The sequence below is a fragment of the Pseudomonas jilinensis genome (assembly GCF_003586265.1).
GTDB lineage: Bacteria > Pseudomonadota > Gammaproteobacteria > Pseudomonadales > Pseudomonadaceae > Halopseudomonas > Halopseudomonas phragmitis.
This window is the reverse complement of the sequence record NZ_QJSA01000001.1, coordinates 392,414-416,418: the sequence shown is the minus strand read 5'-3', so window position 1 is coordinate 416,418 and position 24,005 is coordinate 392,414. Positions and strand designations below refer to the sequence as shown.

Below are 24,005 nucleotides of genomic sequence, written 5' to 3'. Positions count from 1 at the left end.
CAGATCACTTACAGGAAGCAATTACCTGCAAGTGATCTGGCTCAATAAAAAGATACCGGTGTGTGCAATACTTGCAATGTCGCCTCTTGCACAGGATTAGGTGTTATGGACTTCAAGTTGATAATGGTCTTCGTCGACAATGAACGGTCTGAGTCAGTACTCGACGCAGCCAGGGAAGCTGGTGCCACTGGAGCGACCATCATCAATAACGCTCAGGGTCAGGGCCTCAAGATGCACAAAAGCTTCTTTGGCCTAGAGTTCTTGGGCTCTCGCACAGTAATTCTGCTCCTGGTTGAGGCACGCCGAAGTGACGCCATCATGGAAGCTGTACTCAAGGCAGGGAAACTGGATGAAAGCCTGCAGACCGGCATTGCCCTGGAGCTTGATGTTACACGTGCCGTAGGCCTCAGCGCCCATATCGAGGCATTGAACCAACAGCACCCGGTTACAGACTCGTAGCCCCACCGGTCAACCGCACTTCAACGCTCCGAATATCCTCCGTCGCCCCAAGCAACACCAGAACATCACCAGCCTGGAGGCGAGTTTGTGGCGCTGGGTAGCGAGTGCGCTGCTCATCCCTGACCAGAGCCGCAATCAGCACATTCCCCAAAGGCAGCTCCCCCAGAGCCTGCCCCAGCAACGGACAACTGTCATCAATCTGGATTGAATGCAGGCGCTCGATGCTATGCGTATCCGATAGTTTTATCTCGTCCAGCTGGCCACGAAATAACTCACGTAGCATCGGGTAGCGCTGACGGCGCTGCTCCTGAAGATAATCTGTCACCCGGTACATCGGAACACCAAGCGTCAACAACGCATGAGATGCCAAAGTTAACCCGGCTTCAAGAGTCTCGGGGATAACCTCAGCAGCCCCCTTAGCACGCAGCTCATCGGCCATCGACTCATCACGCGCCCTTACCAGCACCGGAATCCTGTGCTCAAGGCGCGCCACACAGGCCAGCGTCATAATGGCGGCGGTTCTGTCATTGTGACTGATAACCAGCAGACTGGCCTGCCCCACCCCCGCCGCATCAAGGACCGCAGCCTCGGTCGAGTCGGCAAAATAAACCGGGCTACCCGCTAGGCGCGCCTCACGCACCAATGAGCTATCGGTATCAAGGGCCACAAATGGCACGCCTTCACGTTCCAGTAGCCGCCCAACCATTTGACCAGTTCGACCGAAGCCACAGATAACCACATGCCTTCCAAGCTGAACGCTCCCACTGAGTCGAAGCGACTCGTCAGCATCCTGCTGTCGAGCTTCATGACGACTCAGCCAGGCTGAAAGACGCAAATTATTCCGAATAATGAAAGGAGCAATAATCATTGATAGCAAAACGCTGTACAACAGAATCTGAGCCAGTCGCGGATCGATAATGGCGCCATCGAGCGCGATTGCAATGAGAGCAAAACCAAACTCACCACCAACAGCCAGAATCAGAGCAGTACGCCAGGCAGTTGTGCTATCGATACCAGAGAAACGAATAATAAGAAAAACCAGCACCAGCTTGCTCGACAGCAACAACAGTGCCCCAATCACTACTTCGATCCAGACCTCTGGCAGCAGGGCCGGTTGAACCAGCATACCGATACTGACAAAGAACACTCCCAGCAAGACATCACGGAAAGGCCTGACAGTCGCTTCCACTTGGTGCCGGAACTCGGTTTCCGCCAGCACCATACCTGCCAGAAAAGCACCAAATGCCATGGACAGTCCCATCAGAGCAGTAACGCCAGCCGAGGCCAGCGACACAAACAGTACAGTCAGAGTAAACAACTCAGGCGAACGACTTTCAGCAACCAGATGAAAAAACGGCTTGAGCAGATAGCGCCCAACAAGCAGCACCGCGAGCATGGCTATAAATGCCTTTAGCAAAGCCCAGGCCAGCTCCCCAGCCACTGCCGTGGCCACAGCAGTACCCAAAACCGGGATAATGATAACGAAGGGGACGGCAGTGATATCTTGAAATACAGACATGGCGGTACCCAGACGGCCATGGCGCGTGTTGTCCTCCCCTTGCTCAAGCAACTGCTTGCTGATTACAGTCGTCGAAGATTGCGCAAACACAGCCCCCGCCACAAAGGCCATCGCCGCCGGCATACCTAGTAGCCAAGCCCCCATACCCACCAGCGCAGTAGTCAAAGCTACCTGCGCGGTTCCCAGCCCCAGGATGGTATGGCGCATCGCATAAATCTGCGAAAGGCTGAAGCTGAGCCCTATCGAAAACAACAGGAACACAATGCCGAACTCGGCGATGATGCGAATGTAGTGATCATTGATCACAGGACCGGCCGTATGGCTGCCCAACACCACCCCGACCAGTAGGTAGGCAAGGCTGCTCGGCACACGCAGGCGCTGGCATAGCAACACGACAAACACCGTAACGCCCAGGAGCAACAGTGTTTGTAACAGTGCCTGCTCAATCATTCATTCACCTTATCGCAAGTTTGCTTGCTAGCGACTTTACTTATCGCTCGGTATCAGAACAACAGCAACACCCAATATACTGAGCAGCAGTCTCTGGCCTTACTTCCCGAAACCGAGAGCTTGCGCATCAATACGGAAAACTACTCGGTTGCTCGAGGATGGGTTGGATGACGACAGTCGGTTACAACCCCAGAAAAGCCAACACCTCGCTGGCAGCAATCTGTGGCGCTTCCTGCATGAAACAATGCCCACCGGGCAGATTCTGCACCCGGACCCGACTATTCACAGCCTTAAGCCTGTGCGCGGCCTGAATGACAAAGGGATAGGTCTTGTCACCATGAATCAGCAGGGTTGGGGTTTGAATCCGTTTGAGTAACGGCCACAGGCGCCTGGGCATGGAGTCGAATACCTCGGCTTCGCGGCTGGGCCGGCACTTGAGCTCCACACCTTGCTCGTGGTGATCCTGCAGGGCATGTTCGATGTGGGCACGAAATGCCGCCTCATCCCAGCCACGAAAGATCCCGCGACCGTGCAAGGCGCCATAGGCACTGTCACGATCCGGCCAGTGATGCCGACGCGCCCGCGCCGCCTGCGACATCGGGTTACGGCGCAGGCCGAGCAGGCTGAGACTGGTGCGCAGACCTATCAGGTGCATGGGAAACAGTACCGGATCAAGCAGCACCGCCCGCTCGAACAACCCTGGGTGAGCAGCCAGAATCAGGCTGGTTAACACCCCACCAAAGCTATGCCCGCAGGCCACTCTGGGTACTTCGCCGAAACGCTGGCGACCATATTCGAAGGCTTCCACTGCCAGCTCGGCATTGCGGTTCCAGCCAACAAAGCGCCCACCGTGGTCACTCTCACCATGACCTTGCAGGTCGCACAACCACAGGTCAAAGTGCTCAGCCAGCGGCTCCAGCATCGGCTCATAAGTCCGGGTGCAGAACCCGTTACCGTGAAGAAAATGCAGCAGCGGCTTGCCGCTTGGCGGAGTATGCCAGCCGCGCAAGGCAAAACCGGCAGAGGTATCATGGGACCAAGGCAACAATTGCATGACAAAACACCTGACTGAATCGATGCGCCAGTCTACACAGAGCCGGGCACGGCCCCCAAGCCGCTTTAGGGAACAGTGATGCTCAATATTGCAACACAGGGTGATGGCCCGGCACTGGTCTGGGCGCATGGGCTGTTCGGCAGCATGACGCTGGAGAGTGCCTGCGGCTGGTTCCACCCAGCCGCAGACGGTCAACTGCGACGGATCCGCTACGATGCCCGCGGACATGGACAGTCCTGCGCAGCCGACACGCCAGAGGTCTGCCAGTGGACACAATTGGCTACCGAGATGCTGCGGGTCGCCGAGCAAACCTGTAGCAGCGAGCCCTTTGCTCTCGGCGGTCAATCCATGGGTTGCGCCACAGCGTTACATGCAGCTCTGCAACAGCCGCAACGAGTCAGTCATCTGGTCATGGCGCTGCCGCCAACCGCCTGGGACAGTCGTCCGCACCAGGTTCTACGTTATCAGAAGATGATTGAACTGCTGCGCCGCCAGGGCGTAGCCGGACTGGTCAAGGCCTCGCGCCGCTTCCCGCCCTTGCCAACCTGGCTGCGAAACAGTCGCTCAGAGCTGGCTGGCCTGATGCTGGATGAGCTGGCCGGTTTTACCCAGAACAACCTGATCAACATACTGCAGGGCGCTGCCGCTTCCGATTTGCCATCACCTGCTGCACTGCAGCAACTGTCTATACCAGCCCTGATCCTGGCCTGGGGTGACGACGACATTCACCCGCTGAGTACGGCCCAAGGCTTGGCCCGATGGCTACCGAACAATGAACTGATAATCGCCAACTCAAATGCAGACCTGCAGCAGTGGCCGGCCCTGATTGACGCCTTCATTACCGGCCGTTGAGCGTGCAACCTTGCTGGATTGCCACGGAGGCTAAGCCACCTGCGTATGGATTGCTTCGTCGGCGGATGGCCGCCCCCTGCTTCTCGCAATGACAGTGGTGGGGGGCGCATGCCCGCGTATGGGCTGCTTCACCCCCGTCACCGTGCCCACGTCCCTCCCCCGTCATTGCGAGGGCCGCAGGCCCGTGGCAATCCATGAGTGCAAGCCGCCTTCACCCCAGCCAGTCGAGCGTCAACATCAGCCGTCGCTGACCTGCCGAGGGCTGCGGTGAACGATGCACAATACCTCGACCCTCATTGCCAGCCCAGCGCTCACCCTTGAGCAAGCCCACTTCACCCGGCTGCATTCGCCCGGCCGGCGGCAACTCATTGAACTCGTCGCAGCCGGGATGTCCCAGACGCCGGCGTGGCAAATCACCCTCAGCCAACCACTCTGAGCCGGGGCCAGCATAGGTGGTTATCAGGCGTACCGGCACCTGATCGACATGCCAGCGCGGGCACATGGCCTTGTCCAGCGTACGCACCCGCAAGCCAACCCGACGGGCATCGAACAGGCAGGCGAACATCCGTACCAGATAGGCCACATCGGCAACAAAGGCCGCATGATGAGCCAGATCCCGTGCATCCATCAGCAGCGTCCGCAAATCCGGCTCGGCATCACTGCCAGACTCCAACTCCAGCGTCATCGACTCGGCGACATCCCCTGGCTGGTTTAGCAGGGTCTCGGCAAAACGCTGCAGGTGCAATGGCAGGCCACGCTGCCAGAGCGCCAGATTGACATCGTCGGCAAAGATCGTCAGCAGACTGTCGACCTCCTGGCCCAGGACCTGACGCGGGTACAAGGCAATAACCGGGGCTAACATCAGGCTGCTGCCTCGGTCCATGGACCGAACGGGTCAGGCAGACTCAACCACTGTTCAGCGCCATAGGCCATTTCGGCATCCGTCAGCAGACAGGCCTGCAATTCGCGCTCAAGCAGTTCAAAGTCGATATTCTGACCAATGAACACCAGCTCCTGGCGGCAATCACCAAACTCACCCTGCCACTTGCCTTCGATCAGCGTTTGGCTCTCCTCATCCTGCGGCCAATACTGGCGTGGCACGAACCGCCACCAGCGCCCGGCATAGCCGTAACGCATCAGGCTACCAGCTTGCGACCAGCTCCCGGCCTCTTCCGGCCGGCTGGCCAGCCAGAAGTAACCTTTGGAACGCAGCAATCGGCCGTTTTCCCAGGTGCGGTTAAGGAAATTGAAAAACCGTTGCGGGTGGAACGGCCGCCGGGCCCGGAAGCTGCCAGAGGCGATGCCGTACTCTTCGGTTTCCGGCACATGCTCACCGCGCATTTCCTTCAACCAGCCCGGCGCCTGCGAGGCTCGCTCAAAGCTGAAACGACCGGTATCCAGCACCTTGTCCAGCGGAACCTGGCCCATCACCGCCGGCACTATCTCGGCTTCGGCATTGAGGCTGCGCAAAATGGCAATCAACTCCTCACGTTCAGCAGAGGAAATCAGATCCACCTTGCTGACCAGAATGACATCGGCAAATTCGACCTGCTCGATCAAGAGATCAGTCACCGAGCGCTCGTCTTCCTCCCCCAGAGTCTCGCCACGACTGGCCAGGCTGTCACTGGCCTGATAATCACGCAGGAAATTCAGCCCATCGACTACAGTGACCATGGTATCCAGACGCGCCAGATCGGACAGACTGCGCCCCTGGTCGTCACGGAAGGTAAAGGTTTCAGCGACCGGCAACGGTTCGGAAATGCCGGTCGACTCGATCAACAGGTAATCAAACCGCCCCTCGGCAGCCAGACGGGCCACTTCCTCCAACAGATCTTCGCGCAGAGTGCAGCAAATGCAGCCATTACTCATCTCTACCAGCTTTTCCTCAGCGCGATTGAGACTGACATCACGCTGAACTTCGCTGCCGTCGATATTGATCTCACTCATGTCGTTGACGATCACCGCAACCCGGCGGTTCTCGCGGTTTTTCAGAATCTGGTTGAGCAGAGTACTTTTGCCCGCCCCGAGAAAGCCGGACAGCACAGTGACCGGCAACGCTTTTACTGAAGTATTCATGGCAAATCTCACGGATAAAATTTGTTATAACATAACAAAAATATCAGAGACGCCTTAGAAGGTCGAGTACCGAACATCTACCAAGACACGGCGCCCCATCAAACGAGGCACCAAAGTCCGCGACCTGGAAATTCAGTCCAAACTGTAGTCAATACTGGTAACTACCCGCACGCGCTTGACTTCCGGGGTATAGGGGTCGACATCCTCAATCGAGAAATAACCCTGTGATGCCCGGCGAATACTTCCGACCTGGGCGTTGGCATCGCGGGCAAACTGATCGGCAGCAGCGCGAGCATCGCGGGTGGCGTCAGCAATCATGTCCGGCTTGATGGTTTCCAGCCGGGTGAACAGAAAGCGCGGCTGGAATTCATAGCTCTGGCTTAGCGCAACACCAGACTTGACCAGCTCCCCTACCCCTTGCATACCGGTTTTTACCTTTTCAACCTCAGCAGTTCGCACCAGCACGGTGACCTCAGCCCGGTAACGCTCCGGTGGCAGCGTCTGGCCATACACATTGGAATGCTGATCGGTGATCTTCGGCATCGAGAGCTGTACCTCGGTCTCGGCAAAGCCCTTGAGCAACAGGAACGACCGAATCAGGTCCTGTTGGGCTTCGATATCGGCCTGCAGGCGATCGAGACTGTTGCCAGCCACTATGAAATTGATCGGCCACAGTGCCAGATCTGCTTCAACGGTACGCTCGGCCAGACCCTTGACGCTGACAATGCGGTCAGCATCACGAAACTGCAAAAGGCCGGTCTTGATACTGATCGCCATAAAGGCCAGCGCAGCAGCCATAACCAAGGCTACCAGCAATGCCACCAGCGCAATTCGGGATTCCCTTTCCATCAATCACCTCGCTCCAAGTAAGTACAGACAATGTATACGACATCAACGACTAAAGCACATTTCCAAGAGCCCGGCAGGGCCTTAGAATAGTCAAAATTACGACAAGACCAGAACCAGACACCCTGCCCAACTCTCAACCTCTGCCAAAAGAATTTACTCTCCAGGAGATAGCGTGGATATCGCCACACTTATTGGCCTTTTAGGCGCAATAGTAATCATCGCTCTAGCCATCATTCTCGGCGCCTCGGCCGAAGTTTTCTTCAATGTTCCCGCGCTGCTGATAGTTATTTGTGGCAGCCTGTTTGTCGTTCTGGCCAAATTCAGCATAAGCCAATTTATTGGCGCCATTCGGGTAGCTGGCCGGGCCTTTTTCTTTCGCCTGCCGGACACCGAAGAAAGCATTGATGAACTGGTCGAACTGGCCGATATCGCCCGCAAGCGTGGGCTGCTGGCTCTGGAAGAGCGGGAAATCCACTCACCCTTTCTCAGAAGCGGCGTTCAACTGCTGATCGACGGCCATGCCCCGGAAACCGTCAAAGCGATTCTGGAAAAGGAGCGCCTGCTGACTCTGGACCGCAACCGCTGGGGCGCCAAGGTATTCAGCGCACTGGGTGATGTTGGCCCAGCCATGGGTATGATCGGCACACTGATAGGCCTGGTGCAGATGCTGTCGAACATGGAAGACCCCAAGGCCATCGGCCCGGCCATGGCGGTAGCGCTGCTGACCACCCTGTACGGCGCTATGCTGGCAACTATGATCTGTATCCCCATCGCTGACAAGCTCAACCTGCGCATGACTGAAGAAGCCCGCATGCAGGCGCTGTGGCTGGACGCCATCCTGGCTATCCAGGAAGGCACCAACCCCCGAGTGGTGGAACAGCTGTTGAGCAGCTACCTGCCACCAAACAAACGTGAGCGCAACGCTGACGGCGAACAGGACGCGGCCTGATGGAACTGCCCCCGGAAGAAGAAAAAACCGGCGTGCCGCCCTGGGTGGTCACCTTCGCTGACCTGATGTCGCTGCTGATGTGCTTTTTCGTGCTGCTGCTGTCGTTCTCCGAGATCGACGCCCAGCGCTTCAAGCAAATCGCCGGCGAACTGTCCAAGGCCTTTGGTGTTCAGCGCGAAGTGCCAGCGTTGGAGATCCCCATGGGTACCAGCCCGATATTCGACAAGTTTTCGCCTGGCATCCCCGAACCCACGCCGGTCGACAGTGTGCGCCAGCAAACCACCGAGCAGGCACCGCAACTAGAGACCCTGCGCGCCGAACTGGAGGCCGGTCTGCAAAGCCAGGTCAGCGATGTAACCCGCCAACAGCTCGAAATCACCCAGCAGGCCCTGGCACAGTTGCTCAGCCACGAAATCACTGAAGGCCGACTGCAACTGGAACAGGACCGTCAGCGTCTGGTAATCCGGGTCGAGGAAAAAGGCTCGTTCCCTTCTGGCTCAGCCGATATGACCCCAGCCTTTCTCGACATGCTCGACAAGGTAGCCGATGTGCTGGCCAAGGTACCGGGCGAAATCACCATTGAAGGCCATACCGATGACATCCCGATCAGCACCGCACGCTTCCAGTCCAACTGGGATCTATCGGCCGCTCGCGCCTCATCGGTGGCTAACGCCTTGCTCTACAGCCAGGCGGTGAACCCGGAACGCCTACGGGTTCAGGGCTATGCCGAAACCCGGCCGCGCGCCAGCAATGACAGTGCAGACAACCGGGCATTGAACCGCCGGGTTGAGATCATTATCGACCTGTCAGGACCGGCAGCCGAATATGAAGCCGAGCTGCGCCAGTTGATGGAAGAGGATCTAAGTGAGCTGGTACGTGAACTGGACGTGCAGCCGGCACCTTGAAAATACGCTGCGCGGGCGCTGACTGATCCTCACTTCGCCAAAGCACGAGGCCACGAGTCGCACCAACAAGCGGCTATTGATCACTCATCCCGACGCAGATCGTCAGGGATTTTCGGTTCAGGAATCGGCCCGGGGCGCTTGCCCTGGCCGGCCCGGTACTGACGCAACTGGAACACATAGGCCAGCACCTGGGCCACTGCCAGGTACAACCCGGCCGGTATTTCCTGCTCCAGTTCGGTACTGTGGAACACTGCACGCGCCAGCGGTGGCGATTCAAGCACCACAACGTCGTGCTCTTGGGCAATCTCGCGAATCTTCTGGGCCAGAAAGTCCGCCCCCTTGGCCACCAGCACCGGCGCCCCCGAGTTCAGCGGATCGTACTTGAGCGCCACGGCATAGTGAGTCGGGTTGGTGATTACCACATCGGCCTTGGGCACTTCACTCATCATTCGCCGCTCGGCCATTTCCCGCTGCAACTGGCGAATCCGCGATTTGACTTCAGGCTTACCCTCAGTGTCCTTGAACTCGTCCTTGATTTCCTGCTTGGTCATCCGCAGCTTTTTCTTGTTGTCCCAAAGCTGGAAAGGAATATCCACCGCCGCGATCACGATCAGCGAACAGGCCAGCAGCAGCAACGAGGTACCCAATACCCAGCCGGCATGCACGATGGCAATCGGCAAGGGCTCATTGGCCATGGACAGCAGATCCTCACGGCGCAGGTTGAGCACCAACAAGGCCACGGTCAGCACCACCAGGAACTTGGCCAGAGCCTTGAGCAGCTCAACCAGCGCCTTGAGCGAGAACATCCGCTTAAGCCCGGCAATCGGATTGAGCCGCTCAAACTTGGGCGCCATCGACTTGGCGCTGAGCAACCAGCCACCCAACAGAATCGGACCACCCAAGGCAGCGAACAGCAGCATCAGAAACAGTGGTCCAAGTGAGCGCAACCCCTGGTCAAGCGAGGCCATCAGGTGCCAGCCCATACTATCGGTGACGTACAACGCCTCACGCTCGAAGGCAAAGTTGTAGACCATGACATCCATCAGCCGCTGAGCCATTCCCGGCCCCAGCATCAGCAAACCCAATGCAGCCACAATCACCACTGCCAGGGTATTGAGCTCCTTGGATCGCGGGATCTGGCCTTTGTCCCGGGCATCCTTGAGCCGTTTGGCCGTGGGCTCTTCGGTACGTTCCTGGCTGCTGTCCTGTTGTTCAGCCATCAGCGCACGCCCACCATTTCACGCAGCCAGATCAGAGCCTCTGCCGCCAGCTCATGGTATTGCCCCAGCACATTGCCCAGCAGAACCCAGAGAATAAAGAGACCAAATACCAGCGTCAGCGGGAAACCGATGGAGAAGATGTTGAGCTGCGGAGCCGCCCGCATCATCACCCCGAAAGACAGGTTGACGATCAGCAACGCAGTGACCGCCGGCAGACCGATCAGCAGCGATGCCGCCAGTACCCAGGAAAAGCGCTGGACCAGAGTCAGAAAATCAGCCGCCACCAGCGACTGACCAACGGGCAAAGTTGTGAAGCTCTCGGCCAGCACCTCGATCACCACCAGATGACCATTCATCGCCAGAAACAGCAGGGTCACCAGCATAGTGAACACCTGGCTGATAACCGCCACCGATATCCCCATGCTTGGGTCGTTCATTGAGGCAAAGCCCAAACCCATCTGCATGGCGATCACCTGGCCGGCCAAAACATGGATCTGAAACAGCAATTGCAGCAGAAAGCCCATGGCCGCACCAATCAGGATCTGTTCAGCAATGATGACCCAGGTCGCCAATGACAGCGCATCCAGCGTCGGTACCAGAGGAACCTGCGGAGCGATCAGAATGGTCAAGGCAAGAGCCAGGTATAAGCGAATACGCATGGGCAGCAACTGAGTGCCAAGTACCGGCATGGTCATCAGCACCGCGCCGATGCGAAACAGCACCCACAGATAGCTGGCAACCCAGCGACTGATCTCGCTGCTGGTCAGCTCGAGCATTAGCCAATCAGCCCGGGGATTTCCCGATACAGGCGGTCACTGAACTCGACCAGCTCCCTGACCAGCCAGGGTCCGAGCCAGATCAGGGTCATGAAGGTGAACAACAAGCGCGGCAAAAAGCTCAGGGTCTGCTCATTGATCTGGGTGGCCGCCTGGAACATGGCGACAATCAAACCCACGACCAGACTCGGCAGGACAATCACTGCGACCATCACGGTGGTCAGCCACAAGGCCTGACGAAACAGATCAACAGCCACTTCAGGTGTCATGATTCAGACTCCTATGTCACGGCAAAGCTGGCCGCCAAGGTGCCGATGATCAGCGCCCAGCCGTCGACCAGTACGAACAACATGATCTTGAAGGGTAATGAAATGATCAGCGGCGACAGCATCATCATACCCATGGCCATCAGCACACTGGCTACCACCAGATCGATCACCAGGAATGGGATGAAAATCATGAAGCCGATCTGAAACGCAGTTTTCAACTCGGAAGTAACGAAGGCCGGGACCAGGATATGGAACGGTACTTCATCCGGCCCGCTCAGGTCATTGCGCCGGGCTAGCCGTACAAACAGTTCCAGATCGGTTTCCCGGGTCTGCGCCAGCATAAAGTTGCGCAGCGGAATGCTGGCAGCTTCCAGTGCCTGCTCGCCAGCCATTTCTTCATTGAGATAAGGCTGCAGCGCGGTTTCGTTGATACGCTCAAAGACCGGGGCCATAACGAACAGGGTCAGAAACAGCGCCAAGCCAACCAGGATCTGGCTGGACGGCGTCTGTTGCAGCCCCAGAGCCTGACGCAGAATGGCAAACACGATGATGATCCGGGTAAAGCTGGTCATCATCATCACCATAGCCGGGATGAAGGTCAGCGCGGTCATCAGCAGCAAAATCTGCAGGCTGACCGAATAGGTCTGCTGACCCTCGGCGTCGGTGCTCAGGGTGATCGCCGGCAGACTCAGCGGGTCGGCGGCCGTCTGCGCCAGCGCCGCTGGCGCCAGCAACAACAGGGCCAGCCCCAACCAGCGGCTCATGAGTCCGACTCCCGCTTCAACAGAGTTTGCAGGCGGCGGGCAAAGTCACTGTCAACCGGCTTGGCACTGGACAGGTCCGCCACCGGCTCATCGAATACGTGCAAGGTGTTGATGCGCCCAGGCGAGGCTCCGAGCAGCAGTTGCTTACCGCCAACATCGACCAACAGCAAACGGTCACGCGGCCCCAGCGCCATGCTGCTGACCAGCCGGATATGCTGGCCACCCTGTCCGGCCATGGGCCCGATCCGGCGCATCAGCCAACCCAGCACAAAGATCAACGCCACCACGACCATCAAACCAACACCCAACTGTGCCAACTGCGCAGTCAGGGACATCTGGGTGGCACTTGGGGCACTGGCTGCCGGAGTATCAGCCCAGCCGGCCAGCGGCAACGCCAACACCCCGGCCAGAACCAACAGCACTTTCAACCATGGGTTTGCCGCAGACCGACCGGCGGCACGGGCGGAGGATACGATTGCTGTTGGTTTCATCAACGCAGCTTCTTGATCCGTTCAGAGGGGCTGATCACATCGGTCAGACGAATACCGAATTTTTCGTTGACCACCACCACCTCACCATGGGCTACCAGGGTACCGTTGACCTTGACGTCCAGCGGCTCACCCGCCAGCCGATCCAACTCGACCACCGAGCCCTGGTTCAACTGCAGCAGGTTGCGGATGGTGATATCGGTATTGCCGACCTCCATGGAAATAGTGACCGGAATATCCAGAATCACATCCAGATTCGGGCCATCGACCGACTGGAACGGCCCATCATCGACATTGTTCGCAGAGGAGCTGAACTCTTCCATCGGTACCCGAGCGCTCTGATCCTGCGTCAGCAAGGCATCGATATCATCCTGGCTGGCGTCGCCAGCCTCCTCCAGCGCGGCCGCCCACTCATCGGCCAGCGCCTGCTCCTCAGGGGTGACTTCACCAGGCTTGCCGTCATCAGCCATCGTTTCGTTCCTCTAGTGTTTCGTTATTGTCCAGTGACACTCAGCGCGGGCGTGGCACCGGCCCCAGAATTTGCAGGGCCAGGTTACCCTTGACCGCACCCAGCTTGGCCTTGAAGGTGGGCACGCCGTTGGCGCACAACACCATGTGTTCGGGCAACTCGACTGGAATCACATCACCGACCTGCATGCTGAGCAGATCCCTGACCTTGAGTTGACGCCGAACCACAGTGGCACTGAGCGGCACCTTGACCCCGGTAATTTCCTCACGCAGGGCGCGCACCCAGCGCTCGTCATGTTCATCCACATCCGACTGCACCCCGGAATCCAGCACTTCACGCAAGGGTTCAATCATCGAATAGGGGAAGGTCACGTGCAGATCGCCACCGCCACCGTCCAGCTCGATATGGAAAGTCGAGACCACCACCACTTCGCTGGGGCTAACGATATTGGCCAAGGCCGGATTGACCTCGGAGTTGACGTACTCGAAATTCACTTCCTGGACCGCCTGCCAGGCTTCCTTGAGGTCGATAAAGGCCTGATCAAGTACCATGCGTACCACCCGAAGCTCGGTCGGCGTAAATTCACGCCCCTCGATCTTGGCATGTCGGCCATCGCCACCAAAGAAGTTGTCTACCAGCTTGAACACCAGCTTGGCGTCCAGAATGAACAGTGCGGTACCGCGCAACGGCTTCATCTTGACCAGGTTGAGACTGGTCGGTACGTACAGCGAGTGTACATACTCACCAAATTTCATGACCTGAACACCGCCAACCGCGACATCGGCTGAGCGGCGCAACAGGTTGAACATGCTTATCCGGGTATAACGGGCAAAGCGTTCGTTGATCATCTCCAAAGTCGGCATCCGACCCCGGACGATGCGATCCTGGCTGGTCAGGTCATAGCTTTTGACCGACCCCGGATCGGCATCATCATCGGTATCGATCGCACCGTCATCGACACCATGCAGCAGGGCATCGATTTCATCTTGTGAGAGCAGATCCTGAACAGCCATAAGGGTTTCCTATTGCAGAACCAGGTTGGTGAACAGCACCGACTCAATTACCGGGTTGCCCACTTCTTTTTCCAGCAGGGCCTGAACCGCCAGAGTTGCGCGCTGGCGCAGCTCATCCTTGCCCTCCGGAGTCAGCAATACCTCGAACTCCTCGCTGGAAAACAGCATGACCAGTTGGTTGCGAATCAGCGGCAAATGCCGGTTCAGCGACGCCATGCCGCCCTGATCTCGACCCAGCAAGGCCACACTCACCTGCATATAACGCTGCCGGCCGGCATGGCTGTAATTGACCACGAACGGCGGCTCCAGCGTTTGATACAGCGCCATGGCTCGCACCGGGGCCACTGGCTCGGCCGGTGCTTCGGTGGTCTCATCGCGATCACCGCCAAGCAGAAAAAAACCGACGCCCCCAAGGGAGACCAGCAGCGCCAGCAAGCCGACGCCAACCAGCACAAACAGGGTTTTACGGCTCTTTCCCGACGATTCTGCTGCGACCTGCGCCGCCGCTGCTTGCTGCTTTGCCATGCCAATATTCCGTCACATCGCAGGCTTGAACGCCCGTTTTAACTGAATTCAGCAACTCCCGTGCCAATCTGGGAGTTGTTGAAAGGATGTGTGTAGGATATAGGCCTGAACGGCAAATGTCTTGGGTCGCGCCAGCTATCAAATATAGAAATCAACCAGACGCTGATTGCTGATCTGCTGCACGACCTGATTGAGCAACTCGACTTCCGGTTCAGCATCCAGACCGGGCTGACTGGTCCCGGCATTGGCGGCAAGCCCTGAGCCGGTACCGCGGCCCTGCTGACCGTCGGGCGCCGAGTCGCCGACCGAAACGCTGTGCAACTCCAGCCCCTGCTGGGTGAAGAGTTCGCGCAGCCTGAAGACCTGCGCTTCCAGCGCCTCGCGCACCCCAGCATTCTGACTGACGAACTGCACCTGGTGTTCCTGACCACGGCTCTGGATGTGAATTTCCAGCGGCCCCAGCTCAGCCGGGTCCAAACGGATTTCCACACCCCGCAGATTCTGGCTGGACATCCACATCACCTTTTCGACCACGGAGTCCCCCCAGCCGCTCTGCCCAAAGGGAACACCCAGCGATTGAGAAGTCGCTGTTACCGCACGGCTGGTCAACGCACCTTGAGCTGCAGCCTGCTGCGCCGTCCCCAGGCGTTGAGCGGCATCACCCGTTTCGCTGTCACTGCGACCTGATCCCGACACGCTGTCCAGGCTATCGCCCAACCGCGCGGCGAAACTGCTCTCGGCGGTCGCAGGCTGGGCCGTGATTTGCCGCAGATTGAGCTTCATCTCGAGCAGATCCAGCGGCTCCTTGCCGACCGCTGAGCGGGAGTCTTCAGCAGGCTGTGCAACCTTGGACTGGCTCTGACTCGGGTCAACGGCCACTCCTGAGGCCATGGTGCGCGCATTGTCCAGCCAACGTACCCACTCATCGGCAATCGCGGCAATGACCTCCGGTGCGGCATTGGCCAGAGTCGGATCGGATACTTCCATCTCGCCGGCCTCGGTCATTTCCGCAGCCAGCGGGTCAACCGGCAACTCCTTGCCGTCGGCGGCAAGGGCCAAGGCTTCAATTGCCACCCTCGCCGCATCCGGATCATCACCATTCAGCAGCTCGATCAACGCCTCAAGCCGTTCAGGGTTCTGACCCGCCAGGATCTCGGCAAAGGACTCCGGGGTCTCGCCATCCAGTGATACTGCCTGGATCTGCTCATCACTGAACAGTCCTGCCTGGCGCAAATCCTGGCCAAGCGACAGCAGCAGATTCTGAGTGACATTCATTGCGCGGTCTCCGTAGGTTAATGCATGCAATCGGTAGCGTTACCGACTCCAAGCAAACTACGGGCCAGCTTATTGGAATAACGAAGCGATTCAGGGGGAAAGCAGTGGCTGCAGGCGTTGAAAGCACCTGCGCATGTCGGCCAGCGCCTGTTTGGCCCTGTCGCCATCCGCCTGCTGGCCAGCCAGCTCGGCAGCGAGGCAGGACTGCTCCAGCGCCCGGGCACCTATATTGCCGCAACTGCCTTTGAAACTGTGGGCCTGCTGGCGAAAACCTTCCCAGTCCTGACAATCCAGGCAGTAGCTCATCAGGTGCAAACGTTGCTGAGCGTCAGAACGAAAGGTGGCGAGCAATAACGCGAAATCGTCCTGCATCAGTTCACGCAGGTTCGCTTGTACCTCTTGATCAAGATCAGGCAATGTTACGGGCATACGATCCTTGTTTGTTAGTCAATTCCAGCGCATCAAGTCAACTAGGGAACCTCTGCAAAACGTAGGCGAGGCCGGCAAGACAAGGCAAAAACAGCCGAAAAAGCGGAGTTTACGTGGTGTAAATGAGCATTTTGAGGCTGTTTTTAACGCAGTATTGCCAACGCAGCTAGTTTTTCAGAGGTTCCCTAGTATGCCCAAGCCGCCACTCAAAGACCACCGCCACCCGGTTGCCGGCCGGGCTGAAGCTCATATCCCGCGCCAGCGCCCGGATCAGCGCCAGGCCGCGTCCGGCATAGCCATCGGTACTTTCTTCTGGAACTGGCGGGTTGAAACCCCGGCCACTGTCCTCCACCTCGATGAGCAACTCGCCCCCCTGCGCCAATGGCCGGTGATCCAGCGACACACGGATCCAGCCGTCATCAAGTTGCTGTAGGCGCCGATTACGTTCGGCGTAATATCGACTAAAGCCTGCTGAATCACGTTTCCAGCTGGAGTCCAGCGCCAGCAGGCCATGCTCCAGGGCATTGCTATACAACTCGGTGAGAATGGTGAACAGGCTGCCGGCGTGCTCACGCAGCCCCGGCACATCCATCAGTACCTCTAGCAGAAATGGCAAGGGGTTATGCTTACGAATCGAAGCCGCTCGAAACTGGTAGGACAATTGCCAGTCTTGCGCGGCCAGATGATCGCTGGCCAGTTGACGCTGAGCCGGCGGCTGAATGCCGTTCTCCCCCATGACCACTTCGAGCAGGCTTAGGTCATCCTCTGGGCTACCGTGGAACGCCTCGATATCTTCCAGCAACGCATCAAACACCATAGCCGGGAGCCCGGCCTGGCGCTCCAGCACAGCCATTACCCGCTGCTCGCCAAACTGCTCGCCGGCCTGATTGCGACTCTCGATCACGCCATCGGTCCAGCACAGCAGCCGCTCACCCGGAGCTACCGACAGCACCACCGGATTGGGGTCGAAACGCTCGGCACTGGCCACTCCCAGCGGCAAATGCGCGGAGGGAATCCGGTGTAGCAGTTCGGCCTGCGGGCCGATGATCAATACCTCGGGCAAACCACCGTTCCAGACCTCAACAAGACCTTTGCCTGGACTGATCTCAATGAGTACCGCGCAACAGAAAATGCCCACCGGTAAAATCCGCCCGAGCTTGTGGTTGAGTTCAAGCAGGATGTCACGCAGATGGAAGCCGCGCGCTGTCATGGCATAGAACACCTCGGCCAATGGCATGGCGCCAATGGCCGCCGACAGTCCGTGCCCGGTGAAATCGCCCAACAGAATATGCATACCTCCAGCAGGCTTGTAGGCCGCCAGCAGGATATCGCCGTTGAACATAGCGAAGGCCGATTGCAGATAACGCAGATTGGGCGCCCCCAGACAGCCAGCATGGGCCACCCGATCAAAGATGATCTTGGCCAGCTCCTGATCACGCAACAGGTTGCGATGCTGGCTAGCGATCAGGTCACGCTGGCTCTGCAGGGTCCGGTGCATCTCCTGCATGCGCTGGAACGCCTGGATTTTGGCTCGCAAAATGATCGGGTTGTAAGGCTTGGTAAGAAAATCGTCGCCGCCAGCTTCCAGGCACTGCACCAGCGCCGTCGTCTCGCTCAGACTGGTGAGAAAGATGATCGGGATCAGATCCTCGCCGGCGTCCTGACGAATCAGACGAGCCGCCTCGAAGCCGTCCATCTCAGGCATCAAGGCATCCAGCAGGACCAGATTCGGGCGCTGGCGAGCAAACTGCTCGACGGCCTCCCGGCCGTTCTCGGCACGGATGACTCGATGGCCCAACTGCTCCACCAGGCGGCCGAGAATCATCCGGTCGGAAGGATTGTCATCGGCGATCAGAACCGTCAGTGCCTGACTGGGACCGAGGTCTGTGGCACTGGCGCGACTGACCGATGACATGATTCACTCGATAGTGAAAAGCTGTTCGAAATTGGAAATGCTCAGAACCTTGCGCACATCGGCATTGCAATGCGTAATCTGGATATCGGCCATATCGCCGCCAGCATGATCACGCAACAGCAACAGCATACCCAGCGCTGAACTGTCGATATAGTCGGTGTCATGCAGATCGACTACATAACGCTCGGGGCTCAGCCCTCCGCGCTCATAGGCTTCGCGAAAATCCTGGTGAGCTCCAAAATCGAAACGTCCACTGACCTTGATGGTCAAAACCTGGCCATCAGCTGACATGTTGGCCTGAATAGGCATGCTGACACTCCCTTGGCGAAAAGCTGCGCCGCCCCGGTCGCCCGGAGTCAAGACGGCTGTCTCAACTATGTAGCACAGCATGTCACCGCTGTCATGGTGCCGGGGACCAGATTCAATAGTTACCGCGCGCCCTCTGAGATAGTTCGTCCAGCAGTTTCTGCTCCTGTCGATCTGCTCGGGCCCTAGCCTCCTGACGATAGCGTTCGATCAGCTTGCGTAGCGCTTCCAGCCGCTGGTAGCGCTGTTGCCACTGCGCCCTGGCCTTGTCGAGGCTTTGCCGATGCCAGGCCACAGTCTGGCCCTGCTGTTCGATAGCGCTCTGCATCTGACCCATGAAGCGCTGATAGTTAAGCAGCCAGTCCCGACCCACACCCTGCGCCCCTCGCTGAGACCAGCCTTTCTGATATTCACCGCTGTAGTATTCCAGGTCGCGCAGACGCGCCTCGGCATCATCCACCTGGCGCTGACACTGCCCGAGCATGGCCGCCGCCTTGCGTTCGTCCTCCAGCGCCATGTCCAGCACCGGGATCAGACGACGGATGCGGGTCTCACTCATGACTGATGATCTGCTCCAGAGCGCTGTGACTGTCGTTCAGATTGACGCTGACGTGCAGGCCCTGGCGCAGGAACGATTGCATAACCGGCATTTTCTCGACCGCCTTGTCGATCAACGGATCAGACCCAGCGGCATAAGCACCGACGCTGATAAGGTCGCGACTCTGCTGATAGCGGGCATAGAGCTGCTTGAAGCGTTGGGCCTGTTGCAGGTGTTCGGGACTGACAATCTGCGGCATGGCCCGACTGATCGAGGCTTCGATATCAATCGCCGGGTAATGGCCCTCTTCAGCCAGCCGCCGCGACAACACCACGTGGCCATCGAGAATAGCCCTGGAGGCATCAGCAATCGGGTCCTGCTGATCATCACCTTCGGACAGGACGGTATAGAACGCGGTAATGGAACCGCCACCCTGTTCGGCGTTACCGGCCCGCTCGACCAACTGCGGCAACTTGGCAAATACCGACGGGGGGTAGCCCTTGGTAGCTGGTGGCTCGCCAATGGCCAGGGCGATCTCGCGCTGTGCCTGGGCAAAACGGGTCAGCGAATCCATCAGTAGCAGCACATTTTTGCCCTGGTCACGAAAATACTCGGCGATCCGGGTGCAATACATGGCTGCGCGCAAGCGCATCAGCGGCGCATCATCGGCCGGCGAGGCAACCACTACCGAACGAGCCATGCCCTTCTCGCCAAGGATCTGCTCAATGAACTCCTTGACCTCACGACCACGCTCGCCCACCAGACCAACAATAGTGATGTCAGCATCGGTGAAGCGGGTCATCATCCCCAGCAGCATACTTTTGCCCACGCCACTGCCAGCGAACAGACCCAGGCGCTGACCACGTCCTACGGTCAGCAGGCTGTTGATCGAGCGGATACCGACATCCAGCGGCTCCTCAATCGGGTGGCGTTTGAGCGGGTTGATCACCGGGCCGTTGAGGTCGACCCAGTCATCGGCCTTGAACTGGCCCTTGCCATCGAGCGGTCGGCCAATGCCATCCACGACCCGCCCGAGCATGGCGTTACCCATCGGCAACTTGCCGCCACCGGCACTGGGTACGACCCGCGCGCCCGGTTGCAGACCCTGCATACTGTCGACTGGCATCAGGTAGATCTTGCTGCCAGCAAAACCCATAACCTCCGCCTCAATCCGGGTCTGCCCCTGCGGCGTGTCGCTGATCACCATGCAACGACTGCCCACTGGGGCCTTGCAACCCTCGGCTTCCAGGGTCAGGCCAACCATACGGATCAGGCGCCCTTCGACCACCGGCTCGGACGGCAACTTCAGTGCCTGCTGATAGCCTGCCAGACGTCGGGCAAAGCTGATGCGCTCAGGATTGTTCATCAAAGGGCTCCGGCCCAGGGCCCGAGACCGGCAGGTCCGCTGCCGGTGGATGTGCACGCTGCTCGCGGCGTTGCTCGAACAACTGGATGATCAGTTGCTCGAGCCGGGTTTCCAAGGTCGCATCGACCTGACTGTGTTCGGTCTCGATCCGGCAACCACCGGGCAACAGCTGCTCATCTTCGAGCAACCGCCAACGCTCCTCATGCCGCTCGCGCAAAGCCTTGACCGCCTCGAAATCGACAGGATTGAGGTAGATACGGATGTTTTCGGCCCCCATCGGCAGCACCTTGAGCGCCCCACGCAGTACCGTGAGCACCTGGCTGGAGTCGATTTTCAACTCGCGCTGCACAACCTGGCGAACCATATGCTCGACCAGATGCAGGAGCATGTCCTCGATTTGCTCGTCCTGCTGGCGCAGCGGTTCAAGCAAATGCCCCAAAAGCTGTTCAAATTCGGCAACCCGGGCATCCATGCGGTTGCGGGCTTCCTGCTGGGCCTTGAGTTGGCCGGCATGAAAGCCGTCTTTCTCACCGGTGGAAAACCCTTCGTTGTAGGCTTCCTCGCGAATCTGCTCCAGCTCTTCAACGGTAAAGGGTTTGGGCGCTTCGAGCTCGTCGGCCTCCTCAAGCTCAGACTGCGGAATATCCTCTGGCTCGTCTTCGGGCTCCTCACGTACCACCGGCACATGGTGCTCGGCCTCATCGAAGCTGGGCAGATCCCAGCGACTGAGCCCTGTCAGTTGATCGCCGCGAATCAGTTCCGAGTCGGGATTGCCGCCGGCCATTTAGATCATCTCCTCGCCACCCTTGCCGCCGAGCACGATCTCGCCGGCATCGGCCATGCGCCGGGCGATGGTCAGAATTTCCTTCTGCGCGGCCTCGACTTCGCTGATCCGCACCGGGCCTTTGGCCTCCAGATCGTCCTGCAACAGCTCAGAGGCACGCTTGGACATATTGCGGAAGATCTTTTCCTTGACCGGCTCGTCCGCGCCCTTGAGGGCAACGATCAGCACCTCCGAGGAAACCTCACGCAGCAGCGCCTGAATGCCCCGGTCATCAACATCAGCCAGATTGTCGAAGACAAACATCAGGTCTTCGATCCGCGCCGACAGATCTTCATCCAGTTCCCGGATTGCTTCGATCAATTGCGACTCTGTGCTGCTTTCCAGGAAGTTCATGATATCGGCGGTGCGCTTGACCCCACCCATGGTTGCCCGCGTGGTATTGGAATTGCCGGCAAACTGTTTCTCAAGAATCTCGTTGAGTTCCTTCAGCGCGCTTGGTTGAACCGTGTTGAGGGCGGCCACCCGCAACAGTACGTCGAGTCGCACCTTGTGATCAAAGTAGCTGACGACTTCAGCGGCCATATCCGGGTCCAGATAGGCCACCACAATAGCCTGAATCTGCGGATGCTCGTAGCGGATCACATCGGCCACCGCGCGCGGTTCCATCCACTTGAGGCTGTCCAGACCCGAGGTGTTGCCGCCCAACAGAATCCGGTCAACCAGGCTATTGGCTTTGTCTTCACCCAGTGCCTGGGTCAGCATCTTGCGAATGTAATTATCTGAGCCAACCCCCAGGCCCGTCTGCTCTCCGACGGTCTCGATGAAATCGCCCATCACCTGCTGGACCTGGTCGCGCTGCACTGTACGCATGGATGCCATGGCACTGCCGACCCGCTGTACTTCCTTGGGGCCCATGTGCTTGAGGATCGCCGCGGCGTCGGACTCACCCAGGCTCAGCAGAAAGATAGCGGCCTTGTCCAGCTTCGACAGCTTCTGGGGTTTTCTCGCTTCTTCAGTCATCGGCGTTGATCCACTCTTTCACCACCTGGGCGACACGGCCGGGGTCTTCAGCCACCAGGCCTTTGATAGCATTGAGCTGCTGCTCATAACCGGCATTGGGCGGCGGTAACATCATGGCCGAACTGGCCGGCCCGGACAGACTGACCTGATCATCACGCAGATCATCACCCAAGTCGATATCGTCAATTGATGCCGGGTAGCCCGCAGTTTCAGTCGACTTGCCTGCTCCGGCCAGATTCTTAAGTACCGGACGCAAGACTCCGAATACCAGCACCAGAACGAAAAGTATACCGAGAATCTGCTTGGCGATATCCCAGAACCAGGGTTCGGACCAGAACGGGATGCTGGGAATCTCAGGCACCTCACCCTCGGCCACGAACGCGGTATTGATCACGCTGACGCTATCACCACGACTGGCATCATAGCCCACCGCGTCCTGGACCAGACGAGTCAGGCGCGCGATATCCGCTTCGGTCAACGGAGTGCGGACCAGTTCACCCTCAGCATTGGGCAACAGCGGATCATCGACCACCACGGCCACCGACAGCCGGCGCAGGCGGCCCTGCTGCTGGCGGGTATAGCTGATCTGGCGGTCCAGTTCGAAGTTGCGGGTCGCCTGTTCGCGGGTATCGCGCGGCGGCGCCGGCACGACGGGCTGACCTGTTGCCGGATCGATTACCTGTTCCGGCGCTTGGGCCATACCTGGCGGCTGGTTGGTCAAGGCTCCGGGGATACCCATAGGGGCCTGACCACCGCTGCGCGCTTCGCTAAGCACCTGCTCGCTGCGCAGCGCCGCGTCCGGGCTGAACATTTCGGCTGTCGATTCGACTGCGCTGAAGTCGACATCAGCCGATACCTCAGCCTGATAGCGTCCGGAGCCGAGTACTGGTTGCAGGATACTATGGACCCGACGGGTATAGGTTTCTTCCATGCGCCGGGTGTAGTCAAACTGGCGACCGGCAATGGTCAGCTCACTCAACTCGTTCTGATCGGACAGCAGATTTCCATTCTGATCAACCACGGTGACCAGATCCTTGCTCAGCTCCGGCACGCTGGTCGCCACCAGATTGACAATAGCCATCACCTGAGCCGGCTCCAGTCGGCGCCCGGCATACATTTCCAGCAGCACAGAGGCGCTCGGTTTGCGGTCATCGCGGACAAATACGGTGGTACGCGGCATGGCGATGTGTACGCGAGCGGCCTTGACGTTGTAAAGACTGGAGATGGTACGAGCCAACTCGCCTTCCAGCCCCCGGCGATAACGAGTGGTCTCCATGAACTGACTGGTGCCCAGCCCCTGCTCACGGTCAAGAATTTCAAACCCAACATTGCGATCGCTGGCACTGACACCGGCGCTGGCCAGCCGCAGACGGGCATCGGCCAAGTCTTCGCTGCGCACCAGCAATGCGCCGCTGTTGGGCTCTACCCGATAACGAATCCGGCCCTGCTGCAATACTTCTACCACCTGCCCGGAGTCATAGCCTTCCAGACTGCCATACAGCGGCCGCCATTCCGGTTGCTGCGACCATAGTACAACGGCAAAACCAATAGCCACGCTGGCAGCCAGCCCCACCAGCAGGGCGAACTGACGCAGCATCGGCAGTTGCGCCAGGTTGTCGAGAAAAGCCAGGCCCAGCAAAGGCTTGCGCTGAGCCTCAGCGGACTCGACGCCGGCCCGGGTGGCAGGGGTATTGGCAGTGCTGGCGGTTTCCATGCAGCTATCCTCAGAACATCA

26 protein-coding genes are annotated in these 24,005 nt (G+C 58.7%); 4 read left to right on the top strand and 22 right to left on the bottom strand.

Features of this window, described 5'->3' with window-relative positions:
* Window positions 1-105: 105 nt before the first annotated feature.
* On the top strand, window positions 106-459 hold the full coding sequence (locus C2846_RS01935) for a P-II family nitrogen regulator (RefSeq protein WP_080049894.1): 354 nt from the start codon (window positions 106-108) through the stop codon (window positions 457-459).
* On the opposite strand, the gene C2846_RS01930 is transcribed toward C2846_RS01935, so the two are convergent.
* Window positions 446-2,428: a monovalent cation:proton antiporter family protein gene (locus tag C2846_RS01930; protein WP_119700539.1), complete on the bottom strand. Its 1,983-nt coding sequence runs from the start codon at window positions 2,426-2,428 to the stop codon at window positions 446-448. The genes C2846_RS01935 and C2846_RS01930 overlap by 14 nt on opposite strands.
* A gap of 181 nt (window positions 2,429-2,609) precedes the next feature.
* Window positions 2,610-3,482, bottom strand: coding sequence for an alpha/beta fold hydrolase (locus tag C2846_RS01925; RefSeq protein WP_119700538.1), 873 nt, complete (start codon window positions 3,480-3,482; stop codon window positions 2,610-2,612).
* Between the two features lie 78 nt (window positions 3,483-3,560).
* Here C2846_RS01925 and C2846_RS01920 point away from each other — a divergent pair, with 78 nt between their 5' ends.
* Window positions 3,561-4,334: an alpha/beta fold hydrolase gene (locus tag C2846_RS01920; protein ID WP_119700537.1), complete on the top strand. Its 774-nt coding sequence runs from the start codon at window positions 3,561-3,563 to the stop codon at window positions 4,332-4,334.
* Window positions 4,335-4,545: 211 nt separating this feature from the next.
* On the opposite strand, the gene C2846_RS01915 is transcribed toward C2846_RS01920, so the two are convergent.
* The 3 genes from C2846_RS01915 to C2846_RS01905 all read right to left on the bottom strand — a co-directional run bounded on the left by C2846_RS01915 (window position 4,546) and on the right by C2846_RS01905 (window position 7,259).
* On the bottom strand, window positions 4,546-5,196 hold the full coding sequence (locus C2846_RS01915; RefSeq protein ID WP_119700555.1) for a DUF1826 domain-containing protein: 651 nt from the start codon (window positions 5,194-5,196) through the stop codon (window positions 4,546-4,548).
* Window positions 5,196-6,410: a zinc metallochaperone GTPase ZigA gene (gene zigA, locus C2846_RS01910; RefSeq protein ID WP_119700536.1), complete on the bottom strand. Its 1,215-nt coding sequence runs from the start codon at window positions 6,408-6,410 to the stop codon at window positions 5,196-5,198. The genes C2846_RS01915 and zigA overlap by 1 nt, the downstream gene beginning before the upstream one ends.
* Before the next feature lie 132 nt (window positions 6,411-6,542).
* On the bottom strand, window positions 6,543-7,259 hold the full coding sequence (locus C2846_RS01905) for an SIMPL domain-containing protein (RefSeq protein ID WP_080049889.1): 717 nt from the start codon (window positions 7,257-7,259) through the stop codon (window positions 6,543-6,545).
* Between the two features lie 172 nt (window positions 7,260-7,431).
* Here C2846_RS01905 and pomA point away from each other — a divergent pair, with 172 nt between their 5' ends.
* Both pomA and C2846_RS01895 read left to right on the top strand, forming a co-directional pair.
* Entirely contained in the window at window positions 7,432-8,208 is a 777-nt protein-coding gene (gene pomA, locus C2846_RS01900) for a flagellar motor protein PomA (protein WP_080049888.1), read from the top strand.
* Window positions 8,208-9,113 carry a flagellar motor protein MotB gene (locus tag C2846_RS01895; RefSeq protein ID WP_119700535.1) on the top strand — a complete coding sequence of 302 codons (906 nt, stop codon included), beginning with the start codon at window positions 8,208-8,210 and terminating at the stop codon, window positions 9,111-9,113. The genes pomA and C2846_RS01895 overlap by 1 nt, the downstream gene beginning before the upstream one ends.
* An 80-nt stretch (window positions 9,114-9,193) precedes the next feature.
* On the opposite strand, the gene flhB is transcribed toward C2846_RS01895, so the two are convergent.
* The 17 genes from flhB to fliF form a co-directional block, all read right to left on the bottom strand.
* Window positions 9,194-10,333, bottom strand: a complete 1,140-nt coding sequence (flhB, locus tag C2846_RS01890; protein ID WP_119700534.1) for a flagellar biosynthesis protein FlhB — start codon at window positions 10,331-10,333, stop codon at window positions 9,194-9,196.
* Window positions 10,333-11,109, bottom strand: coding sequence for a flagellar biosynthetic protein FliR (gene fliR, locus C2846_RS01885; RefSeq protein WP_119700533.1), 777 nt, complete (start codon window positions 11,107-11,109; stop codon window positions 10,333-10,335). Before fliR ends, flhB begins: the two co-directional genes overlap by 1 nt.
* Window positions 11,109-11,378 carry a flagellar biosynthesis protein FliQ gene (gene fliQ, locus C2846_RS01880; protein WP_080049884.1) on the bottom strand — a complete coding sequence of 90 codons (270 nt, stop codon included), beginning with the start codon at window positions 11,376-11,378 and terminating at the stop codon, window positions 11,109-11,111. Before fliQ ends, fliR begins: the two co-directional genes overlap by 1 nt.
* A gap of 11 nt (window positions 11,379-11,389) precedes the next feature.
* Complete coding sequence (fliP, locus tag C2846_RS01875) at window positions 11,390-12,142, bottom strand: flagellar type III secretion system pore protein FliP (RefSeq protein WP_119700532.1); 753 nt, start codon at window positions 12,140-12,142, stop codon at window positions 11,390-11,392.
* Complete coding sequence (gene fliO / locus C2846_RS01870) at window positions 12,139-12,564, bottom strand: flagellar biosynthetic protein FliO (protein ID WP_338067854.1); 426 nt, start codon at window positions 12,562-12,564, stop codon at window positions 12,139-12,141. The genes fliP and fliO overlap by 4 nt, the downstream gene beginning before the upstream one ends.
* A gap of 68 nt (window positions 12,565-12,632) precedes the next feature.
* Window positions 12,633-13,100: a flagellar motor switch protein FliN gene (gene fliN, locus C2846_RS01865; RefSeq protein ID WP_095625264.1), complete on the bottom strand. Its 468-nt coding sequence runs from the start codon at window positions 13,098-13,100 to the stop codon at window positions 12,633-12,635.
* 40 nt (window positions 13,101-13,140) lie between these two features.
* Entirely contained in the window at window positions 13,141-14,112 is a 972-nt protein-coding gene (gene fliM / locus C2846_RS01860) for a flagellar motor switch protein FliM (protein WP_095625263.1), read from the bottom strand.
* 9 nt (window positions 14,113-14,121) lie between these two features.
* Window positions 14,122-14,637 carry a flagellar basal body-associated FliL family protein gene (locus C2846_RS01855; protein ID WP_080049880.1) on the bottom strand — a complete coding sequence of 172 codons (516 nt, stop codon included), beginning with the start codon at window positions 14,635-14,637 and terminating at the stop codon, window positions 14,122-14,124.
* 138 nt (window positions 14,638-14,775) lie between these two features.
* Window positions 14,776-15,912: a flagellar hook-length control protein FliK gene (locus C2846_RS01850; RefSeq protein ID WP_119700531.1), complete on the bottom strand. Its 1,137-nt coding sequence runs from the start codon at window positions 15,910-15,912 to the stop codon at window positions 14,776-14,778.
* A gap of 90 nt (window positions 15,913-16,002) precedes the next feature.
* Window positions 16,003-16,341, bottom strand: coding sequence for an Hpt domain-containing protein (locus C2846_RS01845; RefSeq protein ID WP_080049878.1), 339 nt, complete (start codon window positions 16,339-16,341; stop codon window positions 16,003-16,005).
* A gap of 166 nt (window positions 16,342-16,507) precedes the next feature.
* On the bottom strand, window positions 16,508-18,256 hold the full coding sequence (locus C2846_RS01835) for a fused response regulator/phosphatase (protein WP_119700530.1): 1,749 nt from the start codon (window positions 18,254-18,256) through the stop codon (window positions 16,508-16,510).
* Between the two features lie 3 nt (window positions 18,257-18,259).
* Window positions 18,260-18,565, bottom strand: coding sequence for an STAS domain-containing protein (locus tag C2846_RS01830; RefSeq protein ID WP_080049876.1), 306 nt, complete (start codon window positions 18,563-18,565; stop codon window positions 18,260-18,262).
* Between the two features lie 112 nt (window positions 18,566-18,677).
* On the bottom strand, window positions 18,678-19,121 hold the full coding sequence (gene fliJ, locus C2846_RS01825; RefSeq protein ID WP_080049875.1) for a flagellar export protein FliJ: 444 nt from the start codon (window positions 19,119-19,121) through the stop codon (window positions 18,678-18,680).
* Window positions 19,114-20,466 (bottom strand): flagellar protein export ATPase FliI, encoded by a 1,353-nt coding sequence (gene fliI, locus C2846_RS01820; RefSeq protein WP_080049874.1) that lies wholly within the window; start codon window positions 20,464-20,466, stop codon window positions 19,114-19,116. The genes fliJ and fliI overlap by 8 nt, the downstream gene beginning before the upstream one ends.
* Entirely contained in the window at window positions 20,453-21,250 is a 798-nt protein-coding gene (fliH, locus tag C2846_RS01815) for a flagellar assembly protein FliH (protein ID WP_080049873.1), read from the bottom strand. Before fliH ends, fliI begins: the two co-directional genes overlap by 14 nt.
* Window positions 21,251-22,270 (bottom strand): flagellar motor switch protein FliG, encoded by a 1,020-nt coding sequence (gene fliG / locus C2846_RS01810; RefSeq protein ID WP_080049872.1) that lies wholly within the window; start codon window positions 22,268-22,270, stop codon window positions 21,251-21,253. It abuts the gene before it with no gap.
* Window positions 22,263-23,984, bottom strand: coding sequence for a flagellar basal-body MS-ring/collar protein FliF (gene fliF / locus C2846_RS01805; protein ID WP_080049871.1), 1,722 nt, complete (start codon window positions 23,982-23,984; stop codon window positions 22,263-22,265). The genes fliG and fliF overlap by 8 nt, the downstream gene beginning before the upstream one ends.
* Window positions 23,985-24,005 lie beyond the last annotated feature (21 nt).